This window comes from Brevibacterium pityocampae, from assembly GCF_039541555.1.
GTDB lineage: Bacteria > Actinomycetota > Actinomycetes > Actinomycetales > Brevibacteriaceae > Brevibacterium > Brevibacterium pityocampae.
Genome location: NZ_BAABGL010000029.1, coordinates 1 through 2,792, shown reverse-complemented (window position 1 = coordinate 2,792; position 2,792 = coordinate 1). Strand labels below are relative to the sequence as shown.

Annotated in this window: 2 protein-coding genes; both read left to right on the top strand. The window is 71.2% G+C overall.

Annotation, left to right across the window (positions count from 1 at the left end):
* Positions 1-283: 283 nt before the first annotated feature.
* Positions 284-1,519: a heparan-alpha-glucosaminide N-acetyltransferase domain-containing protein gene (locus tag ABD883_RS12015; protein WP_345032382.1), complete on the top strand. Its 1,236-nt coding sequence runs from the start codon at positions 284-286 to the stop codon at positions 1,517-1,519.
* Positions 1,520-1,572: 53 nt separating this feature from the next.
* Positions 1,573-2,792: AMP-binding protein (locus ABD883_RS12010; protein WP_345032380.1), on the top strand; the 1,220-nt coding region annotated here is incomplete at its 3' end.

Sequence of the window (2,792 nt, the reverse complement as noted above, 5' to 3'; positions counted from 1 at the left end):
CCACACTCGCATCCGTCCGCGACTACCTCACCGACCGCCTCGCCAGCTACAAACACCCCAAGGACATCCGCATCCTCCACACCCTCCCCCGCTCCGGGGTGGGCAAGATCCAGAAGACCGTGCTCCGCGACACCGTCGCCGGGGGCTGAGTCCCCCGTCCGACACCACTCTGCCGAGCGCCTCGCGGGTTCCCGCATCCGCACCGCACGGCAGGGCGGCGGCCGGTGCGCGCTGTGGCACAATCATCACCATCCGCACCTCCGTCTCACCCGCAGGAGTCCGTGTGCCCGACGCCTCGACAGTGGCCCGCCGCCTGGCACCGGCCGGACGGAACCTCGGCATCGACACCGCCCGCGGGCTGGCGCTGTTCGGCATGATGGTCACCCACGTCCTCACCTTCGTGTCCGCCGAGGGCGCATTCACCCCCGCGGTGTGGTTCGCCGGCCGGTCCTCGGCGCTGTTCGCCGTCCTGGCCGGATTCTCCGTGGTGCTGAGCACGCAGCGCGTCCTCGCCCGGCCGGGTGCCCGCCCGTGGGCCGCCGCCGCGGCCGGCCTCATGCTGCGCGGGCTCCTCATCTCGATCGTCGGCCTGCTGCTCGGCATGGTGACCTCGAGCATCGCGGTCATCCTCGTGTTCTACGGTGTGATGTTCGCCCTCGCCCCGCTCTTCCTCCGTCTGCCCACGCTCGCGCTCGGCCTGCTCGCACCGCTGTGGATGGCGCTCGCACCCGTGCTGAGCATGGCGCTGCGCCGCGGCCTCGAGCTCGAGACCTCCTCCATCGTGCCGACTCCCGGGGACCTCCTCACCCCGCAGTACCTCTTCACCGATCTGCTCCTCACCGGCTACTACCCGGTGCTGCCGTGGATGGGCTACCTGTTGCTCGGGATGTTCCTCGCCCGGCTCGACTGGCGCTCGGTGCGCACTGCGGGCACCGCCGTGATCATCGGGCTCGGCACCGCGCTGCTCGCGAAGGCCGTCTCCTCCCTCCTCCTCACCGCCGGCGGACGGGCCGTGCTCGAGGCGTCCGTCGGCCCGGTCCCGGACCCCGAGCCGGGCTCCCTCGAGTACGCCCTGCAGGCCGGCTCCTACGGGGTGACGCCCACCGACACCTGGTGGTGGCTGACGATCGCCGGCCCTCACTCGGCCACCCCCTTCGACCTGTTCCACACCTCCGGGGTCGCCGTCGCGGTGCTCGGCCTGTGCGCGCTCGCCGCGATCGCACTGGGGCAGCGCTCCTGGCTGCTCGCCCCGCTCAGCGCCCCCGGCTCGATGCCCTTGACGGTCTACACCGGCCACATCGTGTTCCTCGAGATCAGCCGGCTCGCACCGATGGGCGGCCTGACCGAGCTGTTCGTCCATGTGGGGATCGCGATGCTGTTCGCCCTCGCCTGGCGCGGACTCGCATCACCGCGCGGGCCCCTCGAGTGGCCGCTGTCGAGCGCGGTGCGGGCCGTGCAGCGTGCGATCCTCGGCCCCGTTCCGGCGCGCACGGATGACAGGGACATCGCCGTCCACTAGATTCAGGGGCACCGACCGAACGCTCGGTCATCCTGAATGAGGAGACGTCGACGATGACATCTGCAGGCCTGGCCGCCCTGTCCTTCAGCCGCTCCGCATCGGTGGTCGCGAAGATCCTCCGCCACGCCCACGAGGTGCCCGATGAGATCGCGGTGAGCTTCCGCGGCCGGGACACGAGCTGGGCGGTGTTCGCCTCGCAGATCCGCCGCACCGCCCAGGACCTGCGCGAACGCGGCGTGGGTCGCGGCGACCGGGTCGCGGTCCTCCTGACGAACCGACCGGAGTTCCTCGTCCTCGTGCAGGCCGCCTCGGCGATCGGCGCGATCATCGTGCCGATCAACTTCCGCCTGTCCTCCGGCGAGGTCGCGTTCATCCTCGACAACGTCACCCCGGACCTCCTGTTCACCGAGGAGTCGCTCGCGGAGCTCGCCGCCGGCGCCGTCGCCGCGGCCACGGCGAGCCCGGAGGTCATCGACTGCGATGCGGTCGACCTGCTCGAGACCGCCGAGCGGGTCGAGCTCGCCGATGCGGAGCTGGTCGCTCCCGGGTCCGGCGACGACTTCGCGATCATGCACACCTCGGGCACCACGGGCAATCCGAAGGGCGCCGTGCTCTCCCACGGGAACATCTTCGCCTGCTCCGCCCAGGTCGCGAACCGCTGGGGCATCAAGAGCGGGCAGGGGGTCGTCATGCTCGCCCCTCCCCTGTTCCACATCGGTGCCTTCCTCGGCTGCCACGGTGCGCTCGCCGGCGGCGGGACCGCTCTCGTCATCCCGAGCGCCGGGTTCGACCCGGCGGAGACGCTGGCGACGATGAAGCGGTTCGCGGTCACCGCGACGTTCATGGTCCCGCAGCAGTGGCAGCTCCTGTGCGAGGAGATCGAGCGCAGCGGCGGCGAGGGACTGGCGATCACCCATGCGAACTGGGGCGGGGCCCCGGCGAGCGAGAAGCTCCTCGAGCGGATGAAGGGCGCCCTGCCCGGCGCCGAGGTCAAGGCCGCCTTCGGCCAGACCGAGACGACGGGCTACGGGGTGGGTCTCGAGTTCAAGGATTCGCTCGTGCGGATCGGGTCCGTGGGCAAGCCCACCGACGACACTGCGATCCGGGTGGTCGACCCTCAGATGAACGACGTCGGCGTCGACGAGGTCGGCGAGATCGTCTACCGCGGACCCTGCGTCATGGACCGCTACTGGAACAACGAGACAGCCACCGCCGAAGCCTTCCACGGCGGCTGGTTCCACTCCGGCGACCTCGTCCGCCGCGACGCCGACGG